This is a genomic window from Vibrio sp. 2017_1457_13 (assembly GCF_030851525.1).
Classification (GTDB): Bacteria; Pseudomonadota; Gammaproteobacteria; order Enterobacterales; family Vibrionaceae; genus Vibrio; species Vibrio metschnikovii.
The window spans coordinates 187,491-213,308 of record NZ_VHTA01000001.1; the positions used below are offsets into that span (position 1 = coordinate 187,491).

General features: G+C 43.9%; 20 protein-coding genes and 4 tRNA genes. 13 read left to right on the top strand and 11 right to left on the bottom strand.

Translation table 11 applies throughout. The annotated features are described in order from the left end of the window. Positions 1-3 precede the first annotated feature (3 nt). The 4 genes from hutU to hutC form a co-directional block, all read right to left on the bottom strand. Positions 4-1,701 carry a urocanate hydratase gene (hutU, locus tag FKN88_RS00845; protein WP_154168403.1) on the bottom strand — a complete coding sequence of 566 codons (1,698 nt, stop codon included), beginning with the start codon at positions 1,699-1,701 and terminating at the stop codon, positions 4-6. A 121-nt stretch (positions 1,702-1,822) separates the two neighbouring features. After that, positions 1,823-2,890: a formimidoylglutamase gene (hutG, locus tag FKN88_RS00850; protein ID WP_306687077.1), complete on the bottom strand. Its 1,068-nt coding sequence runs from the start codon at positions 2,888-2,890 to the stop codon at positions 1,823-1,825. Next, a complete protein-coding gene (gene hutI, locus FKN88_RS00855) occupies positions 2,883-4,085 on the bottom strand; it encodes an imidazolonepropionase (RefSeq protein WP_306687078.1) in 1,203 nt (400 codons plus the stop codon). The genes hutG and hutI overlap by 8 nt, the downstream gene beginning before the upstream one ends. A gap of 242 nt (positions 4,086-4,327) precedes the next feature. Then, complete coding sequence (hutC, locus tag FKN88_RS00860; RefSeq protein ID WP_154168401.1) at positions 4,328-5,041, bottom strand: histidine utilization repressor; 714 nt, start codon at positions 5,039-5,041, stop codon at positions 4,328-4,330. Positions 5,042-5,248: 207 nt separating this feature from the next. On the opposite strand from hutC, the gene yqfB reads away from it, so the two are divergent. Then, entirely contained in the window at positions 5,249-5,548 is a 300-nt protein-coding gene (gene yqfB, locus FKN88_RS00865; protein ID WP_306687178.1) for a N(4)-acetylcytidine aminohydrolase, read from the top strand. Positions 5,549-5,691: 143 nt separating this feature from the next. Here the strand turns inward: yqfB and FKN88_RS00870 are convergent, their stop codons facing one another. Both FKN88_RS00870 and yeiP read right to left on the bottom strand, forming a co-directional pair. After that, positions 5,692-6,012 carry an HI1450 family dsDNA-mimic protein gene (locus tag FKN88_RS00870; protein ID WP_004395430.1) on the bottom strand — a complete coding sequence of 107 codons (321 nt, stop codon included), beginning with the start codon at positions 6,010-6,012 and terminating at the stop codon, positions 5,692-5,694. 2 nt (positions 6,013-6,014) lie between these two features. Next, positions 6,015-6,581, bottom strand: a complete 567-nt coding sequence (gene yeiP, locus FKN88_RS00875) for an elongation factor P-like protein YeiP (RefSeq protein ID WP_004395429.1) — start codon at positions 6,579-6,581, stop codon at positions 6,015-6,017. 206 nt (positions 6,582-6,787) lie between these two features. On the opposite strand from yeiP, the gene FKN88_RS00880 reads away from it, so the two are divergent. Next, complete coding sequence (locus FKN88_RS00880; RefSeq protein WP_154168397.1) at positions 6,788-7,555, top strand: nucleotidyltransferase domain-containing protein; 768 nt, start codon at positions 6,788-6,790, stop codon at positions 7,553-7,555. A gap of 11 nt (positions 7,556-7,566) precedes the next feature. Here FKN88_RS00880 and FKN88_RS00885 read toward each other — a convergent pair whose 3' ends face one another. From FKN88_RS00885 to FKN88_RS00895, 3 genes are all read right to left on the bottom strand, one after another. Next, a complete protein-coding gene (locus tag FKN88_RS00885; RefSeq protein WP_154168395.1) occupies positions 7,567-9,930 on the bottom strand; it encodes a DNA polymerase II in 2,364 nt (787 codons plus the stop codon). Between the two features lie 255 nt (positions 9,931-10,185). After that, positions 10,186-12,051, bottom strand: coding sequence for a DUF4105 domain-containing protein (locus tag FKN88_RS00890; protein ID WP_154168393.1), 1,866 nt, complete (start codon positions 12,049-12,051; stop codon positions 10,186-10,188). Positions 12,052-12,176: 125 nt separating this feature from the next. Then, positions 12,177-12,659, bottom strand: a complete 483-nt coding sequence (locus FKN88_RS00895; RefSeq protein WP_004395424.1) for a DUF3015 family protein — start codon at positions 12,657-12,659, stop codon at positions 12,177-12,179. A 582-nt stretch (positions 12,660-13,241) separates the two neighbouring features. Between FKN88_RS00895 and uvrY the strand changes: the two genes are divergently transcribed. From uvrY to FKN88_RS00930, 7 genes are all read left to right on the top strand, one after another. Then, a complete protein-coding gene (uvrY, locus tag FKN88_RS00900) occupies positions 13,242-13,886 on the top strand; it encodes a UvrY/SirA/GacA family response regulator transcription factor (RefSeq protein WP_154168391.1) in 645 nt (214 codons plus the stop codon). Then, positions 13,886-15,715, top strand: coding sequence for an excinuclease ABC subunit UvrC (gene uvrC, locus FKN88_RS00905; protein WP_306687079.1), 1,830 nt, complete (start codon positions 13,886-13,888; stop codon positions 15,713-15,715). The genes uvrY and uvrC overlap by 1 nt, the downstream gene beginning before the upstream one ends. Positions 15,716-15,761: 46 nt before the next feature. Continuing rightward, positions 15,762-16,319, top strand: coding sequence for a CDP-diacylglycerol--glycerol-3-phosphate 3-phosphatidyltransferase (gene pgsA / locus FKN88_RS00910; protein WP_072669232.1), 558 nt, complete (start codon positions 15,762-15,764; stop codon positions 16,317-16,319). 351 nt (positions 16,320-16,670) lie between these two features. Then, positions 16,671-16,744 (top strand) — tRNA-Cys (locus FKN88_RS00915). A gap of 2 nt (positions 16,745-16,746) precedes the next feature. Further along, positions 16,747-16,822: transfer RNA gene (locus FKN88_RS00920), tRNA-Gly, on the top strand. A gap of 48 nt (positions 16,823-16,870) precedes the next feature. Next, positions 16,871-16,957: transfer RNA gene (locus FKN88_RS00925), tRNA-Leu, on the top strand. Positions 16,958-16,994: 37 nt separating this feature from the next. After that, positions 16,995-17,070: transfer RNA gene (locus tag FKN88_RS00930), tRNA-Gly, on the top strand. 167 nt (positions 17,071-17,237) lie between these two features. On the opposite strand, the gene FKN88_RS00935 is transcribed toward FKN88_RS00930, so the two are convergent. Next, a complete protein-coding gene (locus FKN88_RS00935) occupies positions 17,238-18,167 on the bottom strand; it encodes a LysR family transcriptional regulator (protein ID WP_154168389.1) in 930 nt (309 codons plus the stop codon). 10 nt (positions 18,168-18,177) lie between these two features. Continuing rightward, the gene (locus FKN88_RS00940) at positions 18,178-18,660 is read right to left on the bottom strand and encodes a GNAT family N-acetyltransferase (protein ID WP_154168387.1); all 483 of its coding nucleotides are present in this window, start codon (positions 18,658-18,660) and stop codon (positions 18,178-18,180) included. Between the two features lie 283 nt (positions 18,661-18,943). Between FKN88_RS00940 and pheS the strand changes: the two genes are divergently transcribed. The 4 genes from pheS (at position 18,944) to FKN88_RS00960 (ending at position 25,802) form a co-directional block, all read left to right on the top strand. Then, positions 18,944-19,927 carry a phenylalanine--tRNA ligase subunit alpha gene (pheS, locus tag FKN88_RS00945; protein ID WP_154168385.1) on the top strand — a complete coding sequence of 328 codons (984 nt, stop codon included), beginning with the start codon at positions 18,944-18,946 and terminating at the stop codon, positions 19,925-19,927. A 17-nt stretch (positions 19,928-19,944) separates the two neighbouring features. After that, positions 19,945-22,332, top strand: a complete 2,388-nt coding sequence (gene pheT / locus FKN88_RS00950; RefSeq protein ID WP_154168383.1) for a phenylalanine--tRNA ligase subunit beta — start codon at positions 19,945-19,947, stop codon at positions 22,330-22,332. A gap of 427 nt (positions 22,333-22,759) precedes the next feature. Continuing rightward, positions 22,760-23,056, top strand: coding sequence for an integration host factor subunit alpha (gene ihfA, locus FKN88_RS00955; protein ID WP_004395417.1), 297 nt, complete (start codon positions 22,760-22,762; stop codon positions 23,054-23,056). A gap of 328 nt (positions 23,057-23,384) precedes the next feature. Continuing rightward, positions 23,385-25,802 carry a M9 family metallopeptidase gene (locus FKN88_RS00960; RefSeq protein ID WP_306687080.1) on the top strand — a complete coding sequence of 806 codons (2,418 nt, stop codon included), beginning with the start codon at positions 23,385-23,387 and terminating at the stop codon, positions 25,800-25,802. Positions 25,803-25,818: the final 16 nt, after the last annotated feature.

Genomic DNA, 25,818 nt, shown 5'->3' on the forward strand with positions numbered 1-25,818 from the left:
TTATTATTTTAATTGAGCCAACTCTGCGTTAAGCATAGGTAAATCGAGTTTTTGTTCCGCCGCGCAGCGCTTGGCAATGTCGTAGCCTGCATCAGCATGACGCATTACCCCGGTAGCAGGATCGTTATGCAGCACTCGGGCAATGCGCTCGGCTGCATCGTCACTACCATCACAACAGATCACCATTCCTGAGTGCTGTGAAAAGCCCATACCAACGCCGCCACCATGATGAAGCGAAACCCAAGTCGCGCCGCTGGCCGTATTGAGTAGTGCATTCAATAATGGCCAATCAGAGACGGCATCAGAGCCATCAAGCATCGCTTCGGTCTCTCGGTTAGGGCTTGCCACTGAACCAGAATCTAAATGATCACGACCAATAACGATGGGCGCTTTTAGCTCGCCATTTTTGACCATTTCATTAAACGCGAGTCCCAGTCGTTGGCGGTCTTTTAAACCCACCCAGCAGATACGCGCTGGTAGCCCTTGAAACTGGATGCGCTCACGAGCCATATCGAGCCAATTATGCAAGTGAGGATTATCAGGAATGAGTTCTTTAACTTTTTGATCGGTTTTATAAATATCTTCCGGATCGCCCGATAAAGCCGCCCAGCGAAACGGTCCGATACCTTCACAAAATAAGGGACGAATATAAGCAGGGACGAAACCGGGGAAGTCGAACGCGTTAGCAACACCCTCTTCTAAAGCCATTTGCCGAATGTTATTCCCATAATCTAAGGTCGCCGCGCCGCGTTGCTGCAAGGTGAGCATGGCTTGTACTTGAGTGGCCATCGAGGCTTTAGCGGCTGCCGTGACTTTAGCTTCATCTTCTAAGCGGCGCTGCGCGGCTTGCTCCATCGTCCAGCCTTGCGGTAAATAGCCATTGAGTGGATCATGAGCTGAAGTTTGATCGGTCACCACATCAGGCGTGATATTACGCTCAACTAACTGTGGGAAAACATCCGCGGCATTACCTAATAAACCGACCGAAACCGGCGTCTCTGATTCATAAATAATGGCTAATGCTTCATCTAAGCTAGTGGCTTTTTTATCGACATAGCCAGTGCGTAGACGATAATCAATGCGCGATTCATCGCATTCAACGGCAATCATTGAAAATCCTGCCATGGTTGCCGCGAGAGGCTGAGCGCCGCCCATACCACCGAGACCACCGGTTAAGATCCAGCGCCCTTTGGCTTGACCATCAAAATGTTGTTTAGCAACCGAGACAAAGGTTTCGTAAGTGCCTTGGACAATGCCTTGTGAACCAATATAAATCCATGATCCGGCGGTCATTTGCCCATACATCATCAGTCCTTGTTTATCGAGCTGATTAAAATGCTCCCAATTCGCCCAATGAGGGACTAAGTTTGAGTTGGCAATCAACACTCGTGGTGCGTTTTTATGGGTCGGGAACACCGCCACCGGTTTGCCCGATTGAATTAACAGCGTTTGATCTTCTTCAAGACGCTCTAATACCTCGACGATTTTATCGAAACATTGCCAGTTGCGCGCCGCGCGGCCAATACCACCGTATACCACTAATGCATGAGGATGTTCGGCAACTTCCGGATCTAAGTTATTCATTAACATGCGCAGTGGTGCTTCGGTCAACCAAGATTTCGCGCGCAGAGTCGTGCCGTGCGGAGCACGAATAGTTCGAGTGGTATCTAAACGAACATCGTTATTGGGTGGTTGTGACATGGTGTTGCTCCTTATTCATGGTTCCGTTTACGGGTCAAACCCTTTTTTATCATCGAGGATAGATGCATGACCCACTCAGCCAGTATGGGGGCCGGTAATGAGTGAGTCGTTTGATTGAACTTTAAATATCATCAGAAGGAGAGTCAGTGCTCTGAACTTCAACCGATGATGGGGTAGCGTGTGACTGCTCTTGGTGCTGAGTCATGGCACTGGCGATTTCCCAACACAGACGAGCAGCAAGTCGCGCCGTTTGATTATCGATATCGTGGCTCGGGTTATATTCAGCCAGATCGGCAATCAGCAGCTTATCAATATGGTGTTGCAGTAGATGATCGAAGTAGAGATGGAAATTATCTAAACTTACGCCTTGGGCAGCAGGAGCGCTGACACCGGGGGCGGTCGCCGCTGGAAAGACATCGAGATCGATGGTTAAGTAGAGATAATCACAATCGGCGATAAATGCATCCATTTTCTCGATTAACGCAGCATGATTGCGTTCGTTGAGGGTTTTATCATCGACATACCAAACACCAAGCTCATCGGCACGCTGGAATAGAGCGGTCGTATTGTTAGCACGGCTGACACCTAAGCAGGCGTAATGAAAATCCCAGCCGATTTGTTGGCAGTGATCAGCGATTTGCATAAACGGAGTGCCAGAGCTGGGTTTGATGGATACCTTCTCACTGCTAAAGGATCTGAGATCAAAGTGAGCATCAAAATTGATGATCGCGATCTTTGGCGTTTTCATGCCTTGTTTGAGTAAATGTTTGCCCAGTCCTTGAAAACTCGCCCACGCCACTTCGTGACCACCGCCAAGTACAATCACTGGTGAGTGTTCTAAAGCGTCAGCAATTAACTGAGCACAACGGAGTTGGGATTGCTCTAAGTCATCATCATGGCAGTGAATATTGCCCAAATCGCATAACGAGCTGGTATGGTGCCACGCTAAATTGGCTAATGCTTGTTTAATTAAATTCGGTGCATGTTTTGCGCCGATCCGCCCTTTATTGCGCTCAACACCGGCATCACATTCAAAGCCGACCAATGCAACGCTATGGGAGGCCTCGGTTAATTCATCAAGGTGTTTTATTTGCATAACATGGTGGACTCGCTGACCCAGTTCACCATCTTCAACATCATCACGACCTTGCCACTGATAAAGATGGGAAGGGGAAACGGAATTAGTCATGACAGAGCTCTCCATCAACCATACGGGCTTGTAAAGAAGGGATACCAACTTGATAACTCAATTCAGCAGGATGATTGAGTGACCAGAAGGCCAAATCGGCATCATAGCCGACGGCAATTTGGCCGCGGCTTGCCGCGACACCCAGTGCTTGTGCTGCATGAGTGGTAACCCCACGCAGCGCTTCTTGCGGAGTTAAGCCGAACAAGGTGCAAGCCATGTTCATCATTAAGGTCAGGTCAGCAAATGGTGAAGTGCCAGGATTGATATCAGTAGCAATCGCCATGGGTACTTGATAGTGGCGTAACCATTCAATGGGTGGCTTACGTGTTTCGCGTAAAAAATAAAACGCACCGGGCAGCAAAGTCGCGACGGTCGTTGATTGTGCTAATGCTTGCACTCCAGCTTCATCGAGATACTCAATGTGATCGACCGATAGCCCGTTATAGCGCGCCGTTAAAGCGCTGCCACCGAGATTGGACAGCTGTTCTGTATGGCCTTTAATCGCTAAACCATGCTCAATGGCACACTGAAACACTTGCTCAGTTTGCTTAAGATTAAAGCCTACTGATTCACAAAACACATCGACACTGCTTGCCAATTGCTGCTCTGCCACTTGTGGAATGATAGTTTGGCAGATGAAATCAACATAACTATCGGCTTTACCGGCAAACTCAGGTGGCACGGCGTGGGCGGCAAGTAGGGTGGTGGTGATTTTCACTCGGCGGTGGGCTTCCAACGCTTTCGCGGCTTTGAGCATTTTAATTTCATCATCAAGCGTCAGCCCATAGCCAGATTTGATCTCTACACTGGTGATCCCGCTGCGTAATAAACCATCTAAACGAGGCAGTGCTAACTCGATTAATTGATCTTGTGAGGCTTGGCGGGTGGCTTTCACCGTTGACATGATTCCGCCCCCTTGAGCGGCAATCGTCTGATAAGAGACGCCATTTAAGCGTTGTTCGAACTCATTGGCTCGTTGACCTGCATAAATAAGGTGCGTATGGCAATCAATCAGTCCCGGAGTGACTAACTGGCCTTGGCAATTGGTTCGCTGTGGATGGTCGGCTAAGGTGTTTGTGGTGATGTCGGCAATTTTTCCGTCACGGATGACAATTGAAAGCGGCTCACTGGGCTGATAGCCGATATCACCAGCTTGCATACTCACTATACGCGCATTGGTTAAGACGTGTTCCATTTCCCCTACTTAGCGAGCCAGAGGTTCGCGATGATACCGATTTCCTTGTTACTTGAAGCTACATCGACATTGGCTACGTTCGATCATCTCAATTCAATCGCTGAGTTTTCGACTGTTTGAGGACGATTTTTCCAAACAGGTAACATTAGGTCGTTAAGGATGATTTAATGTATATACAATTAATAGAATTAACGGGTGATGAATGCAACGATTATGTTACAAAAATGTGATCGACTCTATGGTTATGGATAGACAATTTTCGAACTTAATTTGTACTTACTGGCCGGATGATAGAGCTGAGCGAAGCTCACTAAATGCTCACCACTCCAAGTACGACGATTAAGCAGCAAGCAAGGTTCGTTAGCTTTGAGTAGCAACGCTTCACTGATTGGTTTGTCAGCGATCAAAGCTTCGACCGTATGCTCAATCGCACTGAGTGGGCAGGCCTCGGAAAGGTATTGATTAGGCGTAATATGAGTAAAGTCTTGTTGAAGGTAGTCAGGGGCATGCCTAGGGTTAACCCAACGAACTTCAAGTTGTAATGGTTGATCGTTCGCGTAATGTAATATTTCACTATAAAACAATGGAGTAGAGAGCATTACCCCTAATTGAGTAGCAAGAGTTTCATCGGCAATTAAAGAGTGATGAGCGCGAACTTTATTATGATAACGCTGACCTCGACTGACGATTTCCTCGGCAATATTGCGTATATCTAACAGTGGAGATTCGGCTTTTTCTGGTGCGGCGCAGACAAAGGTGCCTAACCGTGGGCGACGTTGCAAGCGGCCTTCAGACACTAAATCTCGAATCGCTTTATTGACCGTCATGCGACTGACAGAAAATTGCTCAGTTAATTCCAATTCGGTGCTGATCCGTTCACCAACTGGCCATTGGCCGGATTCGATCTGGTGAATAATGTGCTGTTTAATTTGTTGGTACAGGGGTGAAGTAGGCATACAAATCCATTACATTTATTTATCTATACAAATGATTGATGAGCGAGCTAAAAAAAGCAAGTCTATTTGTTCGTATTTAGCGCAGGGCTATACAGATAATGTTTTTTGCGATTTAAAGCCTTAGGCTTATTCGCTATAGTGTCAGCTATTTCTAGGCTAATAAGAGAGAAAAATATGCTCGCATCCTCGACCAGCATTCCTACAGAAATGACTTTCTTTTCACGATTTGAAAGCGATATTTTAACCGAAAAAAAAGTCATCACTATTCGCGATCAAAGCGAGAAGGATTATCAACCGGGTTCTATGGTTGAAGTGAGTACCTTAGAAGAAGGGCGTTGGTTTTGCCGTTTAAAAATCATCAATGTTGAGCCGATCCAGTTTGATGACTTAAATGAGTTTCATGCTCAGCAAGAAAATATGACCTTAACTGAATTAAAACAGGTGATCAGTGATATCTATCCAGGGATAGAAGAGTTGTATGTGATTCATTACCAACTAGTCGAATAACGATCTTTGGTTATTTAACTGCCGTGCTAAGTTGATTTTTCTTTTAGGAAAAAAAACAATGCCAACTCGTGCTGAGTTGGCATTGTCGCTGATCCCCTTCTTACTTAAAGTTTTCTGGGTATCGTCCGTTAACGAAACGAATATTAGTCACGTTTCCAACGAATATGACAAAACTTTTGTTCAGGATCTCGGCTTAGCAATAAACGTGCAAAAACGTCATCCAGTACGTCGTTACTCTCATTGACCAATCCTATGCAAATTTCTGCATAGCGCTCTTTATCGACGCTAAAGCCCACTTCCGCATCCCAATCATCACTAATATCAACCACTTCAGCTGCGCCGCGCTCATCGAACTGGGCAACAAAGAGCAGGACATCTGCTGGTTCAAGGTTATCTTCCGCCATTTCTAAGAAAATGTCGTAAGCGGTATCGATGGCTTCATCGTAAGAGAGTAAGTCTGTCATGCTCACGCTCGGTTCATGTATTTACGCTCAGCGGTATTGATCACAATGCGATCACCGTTAGCGATATATTCAGGCACTTGTACCACTAGACCCGTGGCAAAACGCGCTGGTTTAGTACGAGAAGAAGCAGAAGCCCCTTTGATTGATGGATCGGTTTCTTCAATCACCATCTCTACAGAAGAAGGTAATTCGATGGCAACAGGTTTACCATCAACCAACACCACTTGTAGACCTTGAATTTCTTCAGTGATAAACAGCAGTTCATCTTCGATATCGGCTTTTTTAAAGGTGAATTGTGAGTAATCTGCATTATCCATGAAGATATAATCATCACCGTCGACATAAGAGAAAGAAACGTTGCGTTTGTTCATCTCTACCGTATCAAGAAAATCGTCAGATTTATAACGTTCGTCGACGCGAGCACCTGTAGTTAGGTCAGTACAACGTAATTTGTAAATTTTAGAACCGCCACGGCCACCTGGAGTGGTGACTTCGATATCTTTGATTAACAATGTTTTGCCGTTAGAAATAATCGCAAAACCTTTTTTTAGTTCACTTGCCTTTGGCATGGAAAATACCCTTTGTGCTTGATTTCGGCGCATTATAACGAATGCTTTCCCAGAAAAGAAATGCTTCATGCGCTCCTGAAAAGAAAAAGTTGTTGTGCAGTGGAAATTGTCTTGCAAGACACGGTTGGTCATGATTTGGCTATTGATTCGAACGCGCGCATAGGAGAACATAACTTTATGTTTCACTTGTTGAGTTACTTTACGACATGACCTTGTCGCCTATTGATGCCAAGCAGCCTTTCCAAATTGATTATCAACCTGCGATTAAGGAGTTGGTCTCTTTTTTGCGCGCTGGATTAGGCGAGCAGCTACATAGCGTATATCTCTATGGCAGTGTGGCACGCAAAACTGCGCGTCCCAACTTTTCAAATCTGGATGTGATTGTGGTGACTTATGGTTCAATCGAGAACACTCGTACGACGTTAATCAATACCATTCGTTGGCGTTTTCAAAAACGCTTTGCGTTTATTACTGATGTCAGTTTTAAAACCGCTGAAGTGAAAGAAGTCGCGACGTTAGACAGTTTATTTTCTTGGGGTTTTTTACTGCGCCACTGTAGCGTTTGTGTCTATGGCGATAACCTCGCAGAATGTTTTGGTGATTATGAGCCAAGTTGGGAAATCGCCAAGTATTGGAATATGGATGTCGAAGATTGGCTGTTGTTTTATCGTGATAAAATAGCCAAAACCCATGATGCCGCTCAACAGGCGAACGCTCAGCAGATGATTGCTAAAAAACTGCTTCGTGCCAGCTATTCATTGGTCATGTATCAGGACAAAAATTGGTTTGATGATCCGCGTCAGTGCGGCGAGCAGTTTTTACGTTACTACCCAGAGAAACAAACTGAGGTTGACCGTTTAAAAATTTTGCTGAAAGGGCAAGTGATCCCCAAGCGTTCGGTGATAGGTTTATTAGATAGCTTTGGTCCGTGGTTAATCAAACAGTATAAAAAAACCGAATTTAAAATTGGTTAATAATCGTTGAGTTAAAATAACCCGAGTTGCGCGGCGGTGATTTGCTCAAACTGACGGTTAATAAAAGGCAAAATCGCATCGGCAACGGGTTTGAGTTGTTTATCAATGTAATGTTGGTAATCGATAGGGCTGGATAAGTACTGCTTAGGTTCAGGGCCATTAAGTGTCATACAGTATTCAATCGAGCCTTTATTTTGATATTGTAAAGCTCTACCTAAACGCGCATTGATTTCATCTGCTAGGCGAGCGGCGCGTACTTGAGGAGGCACGTTTTTTTGGTACTCGTGCAGCTTGCGTCGCAGGCGCTTTTGGTAGGTTAGCTGCTGATCAAACTCTCCAGCTAACGTTTGCTCAACGGTCGTGCGAATATACTCATCTGGCTGCTGATCGTGAAATATCATCCAATACAGTTCAGACTGAAAACGTTGGGCAAGAGGCGTCCAATCACTGCGGGCGCTCTCTAAGCCTTTAAACACCATTTTTTCCGCACCGGGTTCACCAATCAGGCCAGCGTAGCGCTTTTTCGACCCCGTTTCTGAGCCACGAATGGTCGGCATTAAAAACTTGCGGTAGTGAGTTTCATACTCCAGCTCTAAAAAAGAACTTAATCCGTAGGCTTGCTGAAGATGGGTTGCCCACCACTGGTTAATGTGCCAGACCAAGTCACGTCCGATTTTGTCAGCTTGTGTTTGGCTAAATACGCCACCTAATGAAACAAAGGTTGAATCGGTATCACCATAAATGACCTGATAACCTTGCGCCTCAATTAAGGTTTTGGTCTGCTTCATGATTTCGTGGCCGCGCATGGTAATACTTGAAGCCAGACGAGTATCAAAAAACCGGCAGCCAGATGATCCAAGTACGCCATAAAAGGAGTTCATAATAATTTTGATCGCTTGCGAAAAGGCGGGCTCGTTGTTTTGCTTAGCAATATCCCGAGCGGCCCACAGTGCTTCGATCATTGCCGGCAAAAAATGGCGTTGACGATGAAACTGGCCGCCACGAAATCCAGCGACCGCTTGATGTGGTTTATTGCCGATCTCAAGTGGTAGACCTTCAATCAGCCCTAAAGGGTCAATTAAAAACGACCGGATAATTGAGGGATAAAGGCTTTTAAAATCAAGTAGTAGGACTGAGTCATACAAGCCAGGGCGAGAGTCCATGACATAACCACCTGGACTGGCAATCCAGTTTTCGGAGTGCAGGTTGGGCGCAACATATCCAGCACGGTGTAGTTGAGGCAGATAGAGATTCGTGAAAGCGGCTACTGAGCCGCCAATTCTATCTAACTCTAATCCGGTTAATCGAGAGCGCTGAATAACAAAGTCCAATAAATGGGTATGTTGGAAAATCTTCTCGACTAAAATGCAATCTTGCAGATTGTAATGGGCGAGCTGAGGTTTATCTTGTCGGTAAAGGCGATTGATTTCTTCCATTCTATCGTGCGGCTGAGTAATGGCTTTACCTTCTCCTAACAGTTGACGGGACACGGCCTCTAAAGACCAAGAGCGAAACTGATAGGTCGCGGTTTTTAAGGTATCGATTCCATCCAGTACTACGCGTCCGGGAATGGTAATAAAGCCTTGGTTCGTTTGCGCAGCTGATCGAAAATAACTGGCCTGCTTAGCTCGGCCAAGTTTGAGCTTTAATTTATGCCATTCGGCCCGCTTATGCAGTAAGCGAAAGTCAAAATCAATCACATTCCAGCCAATGATCACGTCCGGATCAAAGCGTTGAAACCAATCGACTAAAGCATTGAGTAAGTGATATTCATCGCTGACCCATTCGATAGTGGTTTCAGCGGACTGTGGCTGGCCGACCATGATCACACGACTATCGATGGGGCTATGCAAACCGATGGAGTAGAGTAAGCCTTTCTCTGAGCATTCAATGTCTAATGAAACCACATGGAGTTGTGGTAAATAGTCGGCTTGTCGGCATTTTGCTTGACGGACTTGGCGATAGTCGCCGTAGTGGGTTATGGTGCCGGTAAACTCAAGGCTGCCTTGAATGAATCGTTCCATTAAATAGCGATCCGCCAGTTTAATATCGGCTTCTAAAGTGATGATATTCTCATGCTGGAGCGCTTGAGCCAGTTTGGATGCTTGATAATGGCTCGCAAAATAACAACCTGCCAGTGACTGTTGGTTAAAGTCTTTAAGCTCAAGAGGCCGAATATCAACGGTTATTTGCTGTTGTTTGGCGATGGCTTGGCAAGCTTGAATCTGCGTTTGTTCGATAAAGAACACCGCTTGTTCGCCCTCGATAATCAACTGTGTTGGCCCTTGATTTGTCGCCAGCCACAACTCAATGTGACTTTTACCGTTGATATCTTTTGCTTGGCGGGTGAGGACAAAACCTGATTCGAGAGTCACAGTCAACCTTATTGATGGCAGTATTTAGGCAGAAGATATCTTCCTTTGCTACTTGTCGTCTATCTGTAACATCAAGTCGTTTGGGGATACCTAAAAAATAGCAGAAGATAATACCATCTTCTGCTATTCGCGTCAGGACGCGTTGAGGTCGGTGTAATTTGAGGTTTTGCCGATAGTGGACCTTATCAAGTTCATGATATTTCTAAACTAAAGTGAACATTATTATAATGGGCCACTGCGATTTACTTGTCGCGCTTAGTAATAAAAATAACCAGTGACTTTTGCACTCATTTCTTCTTGTTGCCAATGCTGATAGCGAATTTCACTGCGCAGTGCCCAATGACGAGCAAGACTCCAGTTCCAAGTTAAATTAATCTGGCTATGATGAGCGGCAGCGCTATTCAATAAAGCCAAGTATTGTCCCTGTAACCCTAAACGGTGCTTGTCTGCCACTTGCCAGAGGACGCCTGCTTCCATCCCCACACCGGTGGTAAGACGATAATCGGTCAGTGAACCATGATTGAATGCCAGTGAGGCTAATCCATAGCTGTGTAAGTTATTGGGGTCACCCCATGCCTGACCATAACCACCTTGCACAAACCACCGTCCTTGACGTTGTTGCTGGCTTGGCTGGCGATCAAAACCAAGTCGCATATTCCATGATGCACTAGAGAATAGATTGTGATTTGGCGCGACTGTCATGGCATCAAGCAGATACAACTTTTCTAAACGTGTGGTGTTATGTTGATCTTGACTTAATTGTAGATCCAAAAAGCTAATTTGTGCGCCAGGAATAAAACCTTGCTGAGCATCTAATAAGTCGTGATAGGCGGCGCGCCACTCAAGATTTAACGCTGATGGTGTATGATGCCAATACTGCCCACCGATGCCGAGTCGTGCCGAACCATGCCCTTGTTCAGGAGAAAAAGCCGGTATCGGTACGGGCTCAAAAGGTGATGAGGCGTTGATTTGGCTACGCAGTCGTAATAATTGCGTCAGCCGCTGCGCCGTCGGATCGCGTTCTAAGCCTTGATCATACAATTGAAAATTGAGCCATTCATAAGCAAATTCATAAATCGTGGCTAATTCTTGATCGTTAAACTGGTTAGGGTCAGGAAACTGACCTTGTGTCGCCAGTTTTGCTGCTTGAAAAAGCTCTGGAGAGACTTGTTGTGACTGATGGATTAAACGCGTACCGAATGATTCCCGATAACGCGGGGTATCAATCAAGCCGCGTTTGGCTAAGGCGTTGACGGTATCTGATGGAATGGCTTGAAAAGGAAAATCTTCCACTAAAAAAAGATCATCTCGAGCCAATTCTAATAAAGCGAGCAGTTGGTAAGAGCAGTTTTCATCCAAGAAATAGTAATCAAACTCGGCTAATTGCATTTCCCATAAATGCAGCAGCACTCGTTCGACTTCTTGCTCAGTTAAATTCAAGGGATATTCCCAAATATCACGTGACTCAATGTCATTGTATTCACGCACTTTACGATAATAAGGCATCACAGTGAATCTACCCGGATAAAAACCAAATAAACCTTTCATCGCATATAATGCAGGGTTGTCATTGCCTTCGGGTTCGGCGGCAAAATTGATCGCAAACGCGACCAGCTCTTGATGACGAGTTTGATCTTTTGCATCAATCCGGAGCAGAGTATGACCAAACATCGAAGAGGGATTATTCATAAACGCAGTAGGAAAGACCAAAGTCATCCCTGCCGGATCGATCACGCTGCGCCAATTGTCTAATTCTGGACAATTAAGCTGAGCTGTACGGCCTAATTGTGATTCTATCCATGTATAACGTGCTGGATAAGTGCAGCGAGCTTGCTCTGCTATGGCCGGATCGGAATGATAAAGCGTATCTAATGTCGCCTGTAATTCGGCTTGCGGATTAATTTTACCGTCTTGAGCAAGGAAAAATGGCGTTGAATCGATAGTGCTGCGATATCCTCCCCATCGAGGCAGATAGTGACCTAATTTTAGCCAATAAGGGTGTGTGGCGAGATCCATCGTGTTCAGTTCTGAACTGGCGAAGGCGGGGCGAGTTAATACTACGCTGAGTAAAAAGAACCCTAAGGAGCGCCAATGGCAGTAATGTCTAGCAGAAAGTCTCATACTTATCGTGTTCTTTGGGGGGACGAAAATAAATAAAGAGTGCCCTTATCGGGCACTCTATAGGTAGCTTATTCATCAACCTAAAACTCAACCATTAGGCTTTTGCTTTGGTCAGGAATCAGCGATTAGATAGTGTAAGCAGCAAGCGCTTGATCTTGAGCAACTAAGGTATTTAGATTAGTAAATACTTCTTGTGAAGTCACGTTTTCAGATTGGAAAACGTTGGCAAAATTTTCTTTTGCTAGTTGATTAAACGCTGCTTTATCAGAGGCTTGAATTCCCCAAACTTCAGAAAGTGTTGCCAGTGTTTCGCCTTCGCCACGTGCGATATCACGTGCAAGGTTATCAAGGTTACCATCGATAAATAGCGCAAGTTTTTGTGCGGAATTAATGGTGCCAGTGCCATCACACCCTAGTGTACCAAAAGTGATACCGAAGGTTTGGTTACCAGAAGTACCGTTGGTGGTTGCACCAAGTACTTTAAACACTTTACCTTCCTTACCATCAAAGATCATGGTGCCGACACCACAACCAATATCAGAGTCTGCCATTACTGCGTTAGAAAAAGGGAGTGCTACAAGAGCGGCCACTGCGAATAGTTTTTTCATGTTTTTATATCCTTAAGATTATCGTTTTAATATCAAAATATCCCAAAGCGCTTTACCTATTTAAATCGCGCATGAGTGGTGACTCAGTGAGCTGATAATAAACGGTGCGTATTATGGGATTGATTGACGGGACTTATAAATATATGAAATTGACTGCATTTTCAATCGAAAGTTACGAATGACTCTCAAAAAGTGGGTGTTTTGTGTGATCTTTGTTCAGTATTAAGCCTGTTTATAAAATGAGGATGTCTATTTTTTAATTACCTTCATAGTGTTTGAGAATAACGTCATAGATTCTTCAATCTCATCATTATTGCTCTGCCTAATTGGATTTGGTTATGGTTGTCACTGATTGTTTGCTAAATTTAATGTTAGCGATTTATGGTGTTGAGTAGAAACGTTTTAATGAGAGCCTAATTGCCTATTAAACTGCACAGTTTGTAAAAGAAATACTTGCCAAACGTGTGCTTTCGGCACATATTCATTGGCAGCGAGCTAGCCATTTAGGTTAGACTAAGCAGCCATGCTGCATCTTTAATATGATAAAGTGCAGAGCGAATAGATAAGTGTGGAGATACAAGTTTGATCAATGTTTTCCTTGTAGATGATCACGAGCTGGTTCGCACAGGGATACGACGTATTATTGAAGACGTCCGTGGAATGAACGTAGTAGGGGAAGCGGATAGCGGTGAAGATGCAGTAAAATGGTGTCGTAGTAATAACACTGATATTGTATTAATGGATATGAATATGCCCGGTATTGGTGGATTGGAAGCCACTAAGAAGATTTTACGTTTTAATCCAGACGTAAAAATCATTGTGCTCACTATTCATACTGAGAATCCGTTCCCAACCAAAGTGATGCAAGCTGGTGCTGCTGGTTATTTGACCAAAGGTGCCGCGCCCGATGAAATGGTGAACGCTATTCGTATTGTGAATAGTGGCCAGCGATATATTTCTCCTGAAATCGCTCAGCAAATGGCATTAAGCCAGTTTTCACCCGCCTCTGAAAATCCGTTTGCTGGTCTATCAGAACGTGAGCTACAAATCATGATGATGATCACTAAAGGCCAAAAAGTAACCGATATTTCTGAGCAACTCAATCTTAGTCCAAAGACCGTCAATAGCTATCGTTATCGTTTGTTTGCCAAGCTAGATATTAACGGAGATGTTGAGTTAACCCATTTAGCCATTCGACATGGGATGCTCGATACAGAGAAGTTGTAGTGGCTGATTTCGATTCTGCTTCCTTTTTAAAAAATGTCACCCATCAGCCCGGTGTGTACCGTATGTATAACACTGAGGCTGAGGTGATTTATGTTGGTAAAGCCAAAGATCTTAAAAAGCGACTGTCTAGCTATTTTCGTAGTAAAGTTGATAGTGAAAAGACCCGAGCTTTAGTCAGTCATATTAATAAAATTGACGTCACGGTTACTCATACTGAAACCGAAGCGTTGATCCTCGAACATAACTACATCAAGCAGTATTTACCTAAATACAATGTGTTGCTGCGGGATGATAAATCTTATCCTTATATCTTCATCAGTGCGCACAAGCATCCTCGTCTCTCTGCGCATCGCGGTGCAAAAAAACGCAAAGGTGAGTATTTTGGCCCTTATCCAGATTCTGGTGCGGTGCGAGAAACGTTGCACCTGATTCAAAAAATATTTCCAGTGCGGCAATGTGAAGATACGGTGTACAGCAATCGTGTTCGCCCTTGCTTAATGTATCAAATAGGCCGCTGTGCGGCTCCTTGTGTGAGCAGCCTTATTTCTGATGCCGATTATGCCGAGTTAGTGAACTATGTACGGCTGTTCTTGCAAGGAAAAGATAAGCAAGTTTTGGAAGTGTTGGTTCGAAAAATGGAGACGGCCAGTCAGGCGTTACGTTTTGAAGATGCAGCAAAGTTTCGTGACCAAATTCAAGCGATTCGCCGTGTGCAGGAACAGCAGTTTGTAGCAGAAGACTCACAAGATGATCTGGACGTGCTTGGTTTTGCGCAGGAGAAAGGGTTGGCCTGTATCCATATTTTGATGATCCGCCAAGGTAAAGTTTTGGGGAGTCGGAGCTTTTTTCCAAAAATCCCAGCCAATACCGAGTCGCAAGAAGTCTTCGAAAGTTTTTTAAGTCAATACTATCTTAATCATACTGATAGCCGAGTGGTTCCGAGTCGAATCATTCTTAATCAGGGGTTATTAAAAGAGACTAAACCATTACAATTGGCGTTGCGTGAATTAGCTGGGCATAACGTTCATTTTCATGTCAGTCCGACAGGGACACGTGGCCAATACTTGAAGTTATCAAATACCAATGCATTGAGCGCGATGACCAGTAAGCTTAATCACAAGATGACCATTCAGCAGCGTGTTAATGAACTTCAGCGTGTATTAGGTATAGATAATGTAACTCGTATGGAATGTTTTGATATTTCTCACACCATGGGAGAAAGTACCGTTGCCTCTTGTGTGGTGTTTAATCAAGAAGGACCACTCAAAGCGGAATATCGTCGTTATAATATCACTGGAATTACTGGTGGCGATGATTATGCAGCCATGGCTCAAGCTTTAGAGCGTCGATATGCCAAACAATTGGATGTGGATAAAATACCAGATGTAATATTTATTGATGGTGGCAAAGGTCAACTCAATCGCGCGCTACAGATCATTACTCAATGTTGGCAAGATTGGCCGAAGCGACCACAGTTGATTGGTATCGCGAAAGGAATTAGTCGTAAACCTGGCCTTGAAACATTAATCACCACCGAGGGCGACGAGTTTCATTTACCTAGCGATGCGCCTGCATTGCACCTTATCCAACATATTCGTGACGAAAGCCATAATCACGCTATTACCGGACATCGTGCTAAACGAGGTAAAACTCGACGTACTAGTACTTTGGAAGGGATTGAAGGCGTGGGGCCTAAACGTCGGCAAGCTTTATTGAAATACATGGGGGGCTTGCAAGAAATTAAGCGTGCGACTGTTGAAGAAATCGCCAAGGTGCCGGGTATTAGTCACTCTTTAGCAGAAATTATTTATCAAGCATTGAAACCATAGTCAAAATGCAGCACCATTAACGCGCCATTGATCAGAGCCTACTATTATGCGTTTAAATATTCCTAACATCTTGTCGTTGTTGCGACTTTTTCTCATCCCTGTCTTCATCGTTGTTTTTTATTTGCCTTATAGTTGGTCTCCCTTTGCGGCTGCCATGATTTTTTTTGTGGCTGGTTTTACCGATTGGCTAGATGGCATGTTGGCGAGAAAGCTTGGCCAAACGTCGCGTTTTGGTGCGTTTATTGATCCGGTTGCTGACAAGGTTCTTGTCGCTACTGCGCTGATTTTGATCACCGAGTATTATCATTCAATATGGATAACCATCCCCGCGGTGACCATGATTGGTCGAGAAATTATTATTTCAGCATTAAGAGAATGGATGGCTGAAATCGGTAAGCGCGCTAGTGTGGCTGTTTCTTGGATTGGTAAAGTAAAGACCGTTAGCCAAATGTTTGCATTGTGGATTTTGATCTGGCGTTACGATCAATGGATGGTTTGGTTAGGATTTATAGCTCTGTATGTCGCGACTATTTTAACGTATTGGTCTATGGCACAATACTTAGCAGCGGCGAAAAATGATTTGCTAAATGAAGAACATCATTAGAAAAGCGGGCATCGGCCCGTTTTTCTATTTTTAAACACCGCCGATCTGGATGTCGATTGGACTTGGCTGCGATTATTTCTTAATAACGCGTTTCTTGTTGATTAATGATCGTCGCTTATTGTTCGATAAAGAGTAATCAAAAGCCGAGTAAAAATGGATTTTTGCTCGTTATGTTCTGGATAAATAGAGACTTTTTGCTAAAAAAATAAACAAAAAAACCATTTTTGAATGCAAAGTAATCAAACGATTCAAAAAGCAAAAAAATTCTATTGACTGATCGCATCGAATCCGTAGAATGCATCCCGTACTCAAGAGCAACGCGATAAAGAAGCAAGCGGTTTGAGTTTCGAAGGCGCGTTGGCAGAGTGGCCATGCAGCGGATTGCAAATCCGTGAACCTCGGTTCGACTCCGGGACGCGCCTCCATTGCGACACTAGCTCAGTTGGTAGAGCGCAACCTTGCCAAGGTTGAGGTCACGAGTTCGAACCTCGTGTGTCGCTCCAGATTATATCGGTATGGCGAAAGCGGTGCTGAGATTAAAAAATTAGTGTGCCCTGGTGGTGAAATTGGTAGACACAAGGGATTTAAAATCCCTCGACTTTCGAGTCGTGCCGGTTCAAGTCCGGCCCGGGGCACCATTTATAAAGAGCAACGTGATAGCGTCACTTGCTTAATGCGACACTAGCTCAGTTGGTAGAGCGCAACCTTGCCAAGGTTGAGGTCACGAGTTCGAACCTCGTGTGTCGCTCCAAAATAAAAAAGCCCAGCCAAAAATGGTTGGGCTTTTTTATATTAACTGTTTTCTGTTGAAAAAGACTTACGTTTTAATAGATAGCATCATATCCAGATTTGCTGATGTCCGATTGATTGAACTATAGCCTAGGAAACCTATTCAATACTGGAGTACACAAGCAGTGACTAAGAGACCAGTAGTGAGTAGCCAATATCTTGTTTGTCTTTGATATCTTGTTTAAAAAACTGATAGCAAAATTCACGAAACCAGCGATGTTCAAGTGAGTGATGGTGTTTTGCATGCCAAAGTAAGTAATAATCGTGCTGAGGCAGCTCATAAGGCGTAGGAAAAAGGGTCACTGGGTGCCCTTGGGCATATTGAGCGGCGATATGTAATGGTAACGTAACCAAGCAGTCGGTACCAATCATGGTTTCAATGGCAAGACGAATTGAAGGTAACGTGGCAAAGATCCGACGTTTTTTTCGATAGCGTTGAAATAACGTATCAACTTGTAAGCTTTCCGTATGAAGTCCACTGACTAAAATATGCCTTGCTCGAAAGTAGTCATCAAGTGTGAGTGTTGTATTCTGCTCGATACGCTGTGACCAACGACAGACGACATACTGATCACTGGCTAATTTTTTACCATGTAAGTTTTCAGGAACAATAACAGATAATGTGGCGAGTAAATCTACTTGGCTTTCCGCTAACTCGCTGAGTGCACGATCTTGCCATAGTGTTGTATTGAGTCTAGCTCTGGGGGCTTGCTGATGAAATTCTCGGCAAAGTTGGGGCAGAATATCTGGTGAAATAAAATGATTGAGCGCGAGATTAAATGGCCGCTGAATTTTATGCACTTCACAATCGGCAGGTTGATAAAGTTGTTCCAGTTGTGTAAATACGGAGGGGAGAAGTGCCAGTAATGATTCTCCCCGTTTGGTTAATATAAATTGCTGTCCTTGCCTGATAAGTAACGGATCCTGAAACTCTTCGCGCAGTTGTTTAAGCGTTTTGCTGATAGCGGGTTGAGTAACGTTCAGTTTTTTAGCTGCATCAGTGAGATTTTTGGTCTCTAATAGGGCATATAGGGTCGGCAGCAATTTGTAGTTATGCATAGTATCCTGATTATAACTTTTTCATCATCCAAACATCACAGCCACCATGTTCAGTACCTTCGAGAGGTTTTGATAGGTGCTCAAAACCTAATCGTTCATACAATGCGATAGCTGAAGACATACTAGAAAGGGTATCAAGATAACAGTACTGAAACCCTTGAGATTTAGCAAATTCTAGACAGCGTTCGGCGATGATTCTTCCGCCGCCGTGACCCCGGCTTTTGGCTAGTAAGAACAACTTTTTTAATTCGCAAACACTCCTACTATCTTGAAATGGTGCTATTCCACCCCCTCCAACAATATCATTATCCAACAGGGCAACAAGATATAGACTATGTCTATCCTGAGTGTAGTACTTACTCATAGTTAAAACTTCTTCATCAGCAGGTCCAAAACCTTCGCCGACCGCACCAAATTCAGCACCGACTTGTTTAATAATTTGGCAAATTGAGGCATCGTGTTCTGCTTCAATGGGTAAAATTGTTAATGGCATTATCAACCTCTGGTTATAATCTTTGTGGGTCTAACCATAACGGGCAGCGTCATTTGAACAAAATCAATTTATGACAAAATCACTATAACTAAAAGTTATTTTGCAACTGCCTAACTTGATGAGTTAGCGATGAATAAACACGCAAAAAATGAAGGAAATGTGATTTCAATTTGGCTTTGACAGCGGCTTTCGTTACTATGTACAGCTTACTAAAAACCCCAAGAATCCCTTAATTCCCTCACGGGTGCCTTAAGGAAACTGCGCATCAGCAGACGAGGAAACAATGCAACATCTACAACAGATTATTGCTAACGCGACAGCAGCCATTAATGCTGCGGAGTCGTTAGTTGCACTGGATGAAGTGCGTGTTCATTATCTGGGCAAAAAGGGTGAGCTAACGGCTCAACTGCAAAGCCTAGGTAAATTACCACCAGAAGAGCGTCGTACCGCAGGTCAAGAAATCAACGTTGCCAAAGAAACCGTACAAAAAGCGATTTCACTGCGTAAAGATGCTTTACAACGCGCCGAATTAGAAGCGAAGTTGGCGGCTGAAACGATTGACGTGACTTTACCTGGTCGCCGTATTGATAATGGTGGTTTACACCCAGTCACCCGCACGATTGAACGCATCGAAAACTTTTTTGGTGAATTAGGCTTTAGCGTTGAGTCTGGCCCTGAGGTTGAAGATGCCTTCCATAACTTTGATGCGTTAAATATTGCTGCCGATCATCCGGCGCGTACCGATCACGATACCTTCTTTTTTAATCCTGATTTGATGCTGCGTACTCACACTTCTGGCGTACAGATCCGCACGATGGAAAACGGTAAACCACCGTTCCGCTTTATTGCTCCAGGTCGTGTGTATCGTAATGATTATGATCAGACTCATACGCCAATGTTCCATCAAGTCGAAGGCATGTTGGTCGATGAAAAGGTTAACTTTGCTCAACTTAAAGGCATTTTACACGATTTTCTATGCAACTTCTTTGAAGAAGAAGTTGAGGTGCGTTTCCGTCCATCTTATTTTCCTTTTACCGAGCCCTCCGCTGAAGTGGATGTGAAAGGTAAGAACGGTAAATGGTTAGAAGTACTGGGTTGCGGTATGGTTCATCCTAATGTATTGCGCAGTGTCGGTATTGACCCTGAGCAGTACTCAGGTTTTGCCTTTGGTATGGGAGTAGAGCGTTTAACGATGTTGCGTTATGGCGTGAACGATCTACGTTCGTTTTTCGAAAACGACCTGCGTTTCCTTAAACAATTCAAGTAATCCAGAGGCTTATCACTATGAAATTTAGCGAATCTTGGCTTCGTGAGTGGGTAAACCCTGCGGTTAGCACTGACGAATTGACTCATCAAATTACTATGGCAGGGTTAGAAGTCGATGACGTTCTCCCTGTTGCTGACGTGTTTAACGGCGTTAAAGTTGGCCAAGTGGTTGAATGTGGTCAACATCCTGACGCTGATAAACTGCGTATCACTAAAGTCGATGTCGGTGAAGACGAATTACTCGATATCGTTTGTGGCGCAGCCAACTGCCGTCAAGGCTTGAAAGTCGCGGTTGCTACCGTTGGTGCTGTACTGCCTGGCGATTTCAAAATTAAGAAAGCCAAATTACGTGGCCAGCCTTCTCACGGCATGTTGTGTTCATTCTCAGAGTTAGGGATTGACATTGAATCAGACGGGATTATGGAATTAGCGCAAGATGCGCCGATTGGCTGTGATTTTCGTGAGTTTTTAGGTCTTAATGATGTCACTATCGATGTCGACCTTACGGCTAACCGTGCTGATTGTTTCAGCTTGCGTGGATTGGCGCGTGAAGTTGGCGTACTTAACCGTCTGGATATTATTGAGCCATCGGTTGCTCCTGTAGCGGCGTCAATTAACGATACCCTAACGATTGATATCCAAGCACCTGCTGCTTGTCCGCGTTATCTAGGGCGAATTGTCAAAAACGTTAATGTGAACGCCGCCACTCCATTATGGATGCAGGAAAAGTTACGCCGTTGCGGTATTCGTTCGATCGATCCGATTGTCGACATTACTAACTATGTGATGCTAGAGCAAGGCCAGCCAATGCATGCGTTTGATTTGGCAAAGATTGAGGGCGGTATTGTGGTACGTCTTGCTGAGCAAGATGAAAAGCTAACTCTTCTCGATGGCACAGAAGCGACGCTCAATCCTGATACCTTATTGATTGCTGACCATAACAAACCACTGGCGATTGCAGGTATATTTGGTGGTGAGCATTCTGGGGTAAGTTCAAGCACGCAAGATGTGTTATTAGAGTCGGCTTTCTTCGCGCCAGATCATATCCGCGGTCGTGCTCGTCGTTATGGATTACATACTGATTCGTCGATGCGCTTTGAACGTGGTGTAGACTACGAGTTACAGCAAGCGGCTCTTGAGCGTGCTACCCAACTATTGATTGATATTTGTGGTGGTCAAGCGGCTCCTATTGTTGCTGCACAATCTGATCAGCATCTCCCAAGTGCGAATCAAGTGACTCTACGTCGGACGACATTGGATAATTTACTTGGCCATACTATTGCCGATGCCGATGTGGTCGAAATTCTACAACGTCTTGGCATGCAAGTAGAAACCACGTCACAAGGTTGGCAAGCGACTGCACCAACTTGGCGTTTTGATATCGCTATCGAGCAAGATTTAGTTGAAGAAATCGGCCGTATTTATGGCTATGACAATATTCCTAATCAAGCTCCTCAAACGGCATTGAATATGAATGCCCACAAAGAAGCGCGTTTACCGCTCAAGCGTGTGCGTGATTTGTTAGTGGATCGTGGTTATCACGAAGCTATTACTTATAGCTTTGTTGAACCGGAACAGCAAAAACTAGTGGTTCCGAATATAGAACCCCTCATTTTACCAAACCCAATTTCTGCCGATATGTCAGCGATGCGCCTTAGCTTAATCCAAGGCTTGCTGAATACGGTGGTGCACAACCAGAAACGTCAACAGCCGCGCGTACGCTTGTTTGAGCAAGGTTTGCGTTTTATTCCCGATCAAACTGCTGAAAATGGTATGCGTCAAGAGCCTATGCTGGCTGGTGTGATCGCTGGTACTCGTGGTGATGAACATTGGAACATGGAAACGGCTAGCGTTGATTTCTTTGATTTAAAAGGCGATGTAGAAGCAATCCTCGATTTAACTGCGAATGGCCGAGCTTATCAGTTTACGGCAACGCAGCATCCGGCATTGCATCCTGGTCAGGCGGCTGCGATTGTGCTGGATGGTAAAGAGATCGGCGTGATTGGTACCGTTCATCCAGAACTTGAGCGTAAATTTGGTTTAAATGGTCGTACAATCGTATTTGAAATCGAATGGTCAGCGATTAATACCAAAGTGATCCCTGAAGCCGTCGCTCTATCTAAGTTCCCTGCAAATCGCCGTGATATTGCTCTGGTTGTCGATCAAAATGTTGCTTCTGGTGACATCGTTGCTACTTGTCAATCGGCGGGTGGCTCGTTATTACGCGATGCTAAACTGTTCGATGTTTACGTTGGTAAAGGTGTTGAGGAGGGTAAGAAAAGTTTAGCTATTGCGCTTATCTTACAATCGGCAGAGCGAACGCTAGAAGATGCGGATATCACTGCTGCAGTGAACAATATTGTTCAAGCGGTGGCTGAACAGTACTCTGCAACACTGCGAGACTAAATAGATAAGATACATTCAGTAAACCAAAAAGCAGATCAACGTGATCTGCTTTTTTTAGGTCTAATTTTTAGAATTATAAAAACAACAGTATGATTTTTAAGATTATTTACAAAAATTTCAGATCGAGATCAATAAAGATAAGGTTTGTGTTTTTAGTGTTATAGTCTTTAATTGTCTTGTTTTATGTATAAATTTAGATTTAAATTTTTTATTTTTAATTAATTGAGTTTTTAATTTCGCGACTGTATGCAAAACGTACCATTCTAAAGGCTTTCCAGCCAATGTTGTTCATGATAAAAAAGTTGGCGAAAATCATAAGCTTGGCATACACTTTTCAACAGAGCCGATATGTCTTTGATTGGCTGAACAAAAATGATTTTGATGCTGCTTAATACAGCAAAGTTTAACCTAGCTTTGAGGAAAGTTTATGGCGCTCACAAAAGCCGATTTGGCTGAAAACCTGTTCGAAAAACTAGGGTTTAGTAAACGGGATGCCAAGGACACGGTGGAAGTATTTTTTGAAGAAATTCGTAAAGCACTTGAGAATGGCGAACAAGTAAAACTGTCTGGTTTCGGTAATTTCGATCTGCGAGATAAAAGTGAAAGGCCAGGTCGAAACCCTAAAACTGGAGAAGATATTCCGATTTCAGCTCGGCGTGTCGTTACATTTCGTCCAGGACAGAAGTTAAAAGCCCGTGTCGAAAATATTCAAGTGGTAAAATAGTAATACATCGCATCAGGCCATACGTTAAGTATGGCCTCGGTGTTTTTACTTAACCTGTTGATAGAAAAGCCTTTCTTAACTTCTGTTTTGGAAGCAGTCTCTTGTTTTTAAATTAACCCAGTTTCATATCCCCGCCGTTATCCGTATAACCACGCCTCTGTTCAATCAATAATAAAGCGCCTAAGTTTAAGCTTACCTAAGCAACTGGATGCTACCAATGTCTGTACCGTCTTAATAGGCTATAGAATGGCCTTCTATGAATGGCGTACCTAATTAGGTTTTTATCCAAGTCGTTAGGAAAGCTCACTTACGCTTTGGAGTGAGTTATATGGTTCCTTTTTCTTTACGTCGTCAACATCCATTAATGCTAGCCTGTTTATTGGCTTTTTCTTCGGCCAGTTTAGCTGATAACCATTGTTATTTTTCTGAATTAGCTCAGGCCGATGATCGGTTAGCCAGTATTAAACATGCAGACCACACTTGCTATAGTTCATGGTATAGCGCTGGAGTAGATAGCCTCAACGATTTATACAGCGAGCAGAGTATTGCAGCCATTCAGCGTGACTTAATGACTCACGTTGGTCAGTATCAAGGGCAGGCGGATCAAGCGAAGATCATTAATAATTTAAGTGAATTTATTCGTGCTGCTTATTATGTGCGTTTTTATGCCCAAGGTGAACATCAGCCATTTTCTCAAGCATTAAACGAGCGAATTGCACAAACAATCAATCAGTTTCTGCGCTCTCCTCATGTGGTTAATCAAGGCCGAGAGCAAGTTAGTGCCTTTAAAAACATGAGTTTGATGGCGGATAGCATTAAACAACTGCCATTGACGATGGACAGTATGATGGCGTTATTAGAGCACTTTACCCCCGATACTGCGCAAAATACTCAATGGGTTGATGGCTTAAATAATTTATTTAGAGCTATGGCCGGTCATATCGGACGAGATGAGTTTTATCAATATTTAGCTCACAATCCACAACATATTGATACTTTGGAGCGGTTTGCGCAAAACAATCAGTGGGCATTAACCACCGACGCAAAATTTTTAGTTTTTAATGCGATTCGAGAAACAGGACGGTTACTGGCTTCCTCTCAGTTAGTTACTCGCCAACAAGCGAAACAAGTGATGCTGGATACGTTACAACGTTACCCGTTAGGTAGTGAACATGAAACGCTATGGTTGGCAGCGGTAGAGATGCTCCAGCACTTCGCCCCAGAAGCGATTGCCGATATAAATATAGAAGCGCAAAAAGATAACCTAGCAGCGCGTATATTACCTAATTGGCACCAATGTGATGGCCCAGCGATTGTTCGTTCGCAAGATTTGACCATACAACAAGAGCGTGAAGTCTGTTCGGTTCTCAACGCGAAAGAGCAAGATTTCCATCAGGTTATCAACAGCGGTGGTCTACCGGTAGCCGACGATTTGAATGACAAAGTAGAAGTTGTGGTGTTTGCGAATAACCAAAGTTACGTCGATTATTCCGCATTTTTGTTTAATAACACGACGGATAATGGTGGTCAGTATCTAGAGGGCAATCCAGCCGATCCGAATAATCGAGCACGATTTATCGCTTATCGCTATGCTAACGGTGAAGATGCGCTATCAATTCTTAACCTTGAACATGAATATGTCCACTATTTGGATGGACGATTTAACTTATATGGCGGTTTTGGCGAAAACCTTGCTCATGGACATATTGTCTGGTGGTTAGAAGGTTTTGCGGAATACATGCATTATAAACAAGGTTACGATGCTGCTATTCGCACGATTCAACAGGGGAAAATGAGCCTTTCTGATGTTATGGCGACCACCTATTCTCATGATACTAATCGTATTTATCGTTGGGGTTATCTCGCAGTGCGCTATATGTTAGAAGCGCACCCTCAAGAGGTGGATCGCTTGCTGGCGTTGGCAAGACAAGGTCAATATGCACAGTGGGCAGAAGTGGTGAAACAATTAGGTACTCAATATGATGAGGACTTTTCGCGCTGGTTGGATACCTTAAATGTTGATGAGCAACCCTCGATTGATCCAACACCTGAGCAGCCACAAGAGGCACAACCGATAGAGTTAGAGGCTAATCAAGCGATAATATTGTACGGTAATTATCTTTCTGAGCAACTCTATTATATTGATGTTCCTGAGCGCACGTTAAGCTTTCAGGTTACGATTGATGGGCAAGGTGATGCGGACTTATACATGAGTTATGAAAAAGTCGCTCATTATTATGATTATCAATTCAGTAATGTTGCCCTTGGTAGTAATGAGAGATTAAGTTTTAAGCCTCAAGCGGATGGTTATGTACAAGCTGGTCGTTATTATATTAGTGTCACTGGGAGAGCGGCATTTTCTGATGTCAAGCTATTGGCACAGATCCAATATGACCAAACTAGCACCCCAAGCCATGAAGTTGACGATTTGAACCCGATACGCCTTGAGGCTGAGGTCAAACAGAACTTAATGGTGAATCAGCGTCGTTATGCAGCGATTTACGTCCCTGAAGGTGTTCAACGTGTCCAAATATGGATGACGCCAACACAATCCACCACGAATAATGTTGATCTCTTTGCAAGCCAAGTGACATGGCCAAGTAGAGATGACTATCAATGGAACTCTGTGCGATCAGACAGTCATGAATATCTATCGATGCCAATAGAAAAAGCCGGTTATATCTACTTCACTTTGGATGCGCAAGCACGAGGTGAGAATGTTGACTTAGTGGTTTATTTCGATTAATCACGATAAAAATTAT

Coding starts and splice junctions, on each gene's coding strand:
- hutU (WP_154168403.1), bottom strand. CDS start 1,701: ATGTCACAACCACCCAATAACGATGTTCGTTTAGATACCACTCGAACT.
- hutG (WP_306687077.1), bottom strand. CDS start 2,890: ATGACTAATTCCGTTTCCCCTTCCCATCTTTATCAGTGGCAAGGTCGT.
- hutI (WP_306687078.1), bottom strand. CDS start 4,085: ATGGAACACGTCTTAACCAATGCGCGTATAGTGAGTATGCAAGCTGGT.
- hutC (WP_154168401.1), bottom strand. CDS start 5,041: ATGCCTACTTCACCCCTGTACCAACAAATTAAACAGCACATTATTCAC.
- yqfB (WP_306687178.1), top strand. CDS start 5,249: ATGACTTTCTTTTCACGATTTGAAAGCGATATTTTAACCGAAAAAAAA.
- FKN88_RS00870 (WP_004395430.1), bottom strand. CDS start 6,012: ATGACAGACTTACTCTCTTACGATGAAGCCATCGATACCGCTTACGAC.
- yeiP (WP_004395429.1), bottom strand. CDS start 6,581: ATGCCAAAGGCAAGTGAACTAAAAAAAGGTTTTGCGATTATTTCTAAC.
- FKN88_RS00880 (WP_154168397.1), top strand. CDS start 6,788: ATGACCTTGTCGCCTATTGATGCCAAGCAGCCTTTCCAAATTGATTAT.
- FKN88_RS00890 (WP_154168393.1), bottom strand. CDS start 12,051: ATGAGACTTTCTGCTAGACATTACTGCCATTGGCGCTCCTTAGGGTTC.
- FKN88_RS00895 (WP_004395424.1), bottom strand. CDS start 12,659: ATGAAAAAACTATTCGCAGTGGCCGCTCTTGTAGCACTCCCTTTTTCT.
- pgsA (WP_072669232.1), top strand. CDS start 15,762: ATGCGTTTAAATATTCCTAACATCTTGTCGTTGTTGCGACTTTTTCTC.
- FKN88_RS00935 (WP_154168389.1), bottom strand. CDS start 18,167: ATGCATAACTACAAATTGCTGCCGACCCTATATGCCCTATTAGAGACC.
- FKN88_RS00940 (WP_154168387.1), bottom strand. CDS start 18,660: ATGCCATTAACAATTTTACCCATTGAAGCAGAACACGATGCCTCAATT.
- pheS (WP_154168385.1), top strand. CDS start 18,944: ATGCAACATCTACAACAGATTATTGCTAACGCGACAGCAGCCATTAAT.
- pheT (WP_154168383.1), top strand. CDS start 19,945: ATGAAATTTAGCGAATCTTGGCTTCGTGAGTGGGTAAACCCTGCGGTT.
- ihfA (WP_004395417.1), top strand. CDS start 22,760: ATGGCGCTCACAAAAGCCGATTTGGCTGAAAACCTGTTCGAAAAACTA.
- FKN88_RS00960 (WP_306687080.1), top strand. CDS start 23,385: ATGGTTCCTTTTTCTTTACGTCGTCAACATCCATTAATGCTAGCCTGT.